At 58.3% G+C, this 1,594-nt stretch carries 2 protein-coding genes; one reads left to right on the top strand and one right to left on the bottom strand.

Annotation, left to right across the window (positions count from 1 at the left end; all coding sequences use genetic code 11):
- Nucleotides 1-88: 88 nt before the first annotated feature.
- The gene (locus AC1RQ5_RS31050; protein ID WP_493204664.1) at nucleotides 89-511 is read right to left on the bottom strand and encodes a putative quinol monooxygenase; all 423 of its coding nucleotides are present in this window, start codon (nucleotides 509-511) and stop codon (nucleotides 89-91) included.
- 105 nt (nucleotides 512-616) lie between these two features.
- Here AC1RQ5_RS31050 and AC1RQ5_RS31045 point away from each other — a divergent pair.
- Nucleotides 617-1,594, top strand: a 978-nt coding sequence (locus AC1RQ5_RS31045; RefSeq protein WP_003601689.1) for a GlxA family transcriptional regulator, incomplete at its 3' end; no start/stop codon positions are given.

Here is a 1,594-nt window from a genome sequence, read left to right as displayed (position 1 = left end):
GCGCGGCATCGCTTACGTGGAAGAAGAAACTCACCACGACGATGGCGGCAGAGCGGTCGCAGCGATGCCACATACCGCTCTGTCTAGCTTACTTGACCGCGAGAACATCCCAGCGCTCGATGACCGGCGGCGTGGCCAGAAGCTCATTGGCGTTCTGCATGAGTGCTGCCGCGATCGGACCGTTGAGATGTGCGGTTCTGTCGCCATCATTCTGAAAGGCGTCAAAGATCGCGAAACTGCTTGGTCCGAACTTTACAGCATACCAGACCGGAGTACCCGTTTCGGCTTGTGCCAACGGCAGCGCGTCCTTCAGAAACTTTTCCAAAGCCGCTTCTTTGCCAGGCTTGGCGTCGAGCCGCACGAATAAGCCCATATGTGTCATCTTCATCGTCTCCATCTTTGGGTGTGGTTGGGTTGACTTCGAGCTGCCTGTCGTATCCGCCATTGCGCTTGTCGCGCCGGTGGCGACAACGAGGGCCGCCGTGAGCAGGAACACTTTGATGGTCCTCATTTTCTTCCCTATTTGATCGCGCCATCGTCGGCCGCGTCGCTAGACTATCATCGCAGCGGAGCGTTAGCGCTTGGCAGAATTGACAAACCTGATACCATTCTCGCCATGAGCACAGCTACGACAATTTTAGCGCTTGATGGGGTGTTCGATACTGGGCTTGCGGCGTTTCAGGACACCTTAGCGACGGCGCGCGACTTGGCGCCCCCCGCCTTGCGTGAAAGTTTGAACTCGTCGGTTTCCAGCATTCGTCGCGCAACACGTACAGCGCACGGCCTCGCAATCCCTACGGTTCGGGCCGACGCCCTCCCGACTCCCGGCTTTGTCTTCGTGCCGGCATTGGGAGCGAAGACGGAGGAAGGCATTGCCGACGCCCTTGCTCATCCCGATGTAAAGCGAGCTGTCGAACTATTGCGAACCTGGCAGGCAAATGGTGCGACTATCGCTGCTGCTTGTACGGGGACATTCGTCCTCGCCGAGACGGGATTGTTAGACAAACAAGAGGCCGCCACCAGTTGGTGGCTCGCACCTTTCTTTAGAGCCCGGTATCCCAGCGTTGCACTCGATGACAGCCGTGCGCTGGTGGGTAACGACAGGGTCGTTACCGCAGGCGCGGTGCTCGCACATTTCGATTTGGCGCTCTGGTTCGTTCGTCAGCGGAGCCCCGAACTGGCCGACACCGTCGCTCGCTACCTAATGCTCGATCCTCGCTCGCCTCAAGCCACCTATGCCATCCCGGATCATTTGCGCCACGCCGACCACCTGGTGATGCTCTTCGAGAAGTGGGCGCGTGAAAACCTCGATACGGGCTTTTCCTTGGAGCAGGCCGCGGCCTTTGTCGGGACAAGTGAACGAACTCTGTCCCGCAGAATCAATATGGTGCTGGGCCGCTCTCCATTGTCTTATTTCCAGAGCCTGCGCGTTGAACGAGCGGCTTATCTCCTGAGGACGACCAAATTGGGAATGGATGAGATCGCAGCCCGCACCGGCTATGATAATGCAGCCACTCTCCGCACTCTGCTACGTCGTAAGACTGGCCGCACCGCCTCAGAAATTCGCCGGACGAACCATTTAGGAGTGCAGGAT

The sequence above is a fragment of the Tardiphaga sp. GW821-FHT12E02 genome (assembly GCF_058807155.1).
The sequence above is the reverse complement of the archived record's forward strand: the minus strand, read 5'-3'. Positions and strand labels throughout refer to the sequence as shown.

What these genes read in the sequence shown, in the direction of transcription:
- AC1RQ5_RS31050 (WP_493204664.1), bottom strand. Translation starts at nt 511, where the DNA reads ATGAGGACCATCAAAGTGTTCCTGCTCACGGCGGCCCTCGTTGTCGCC.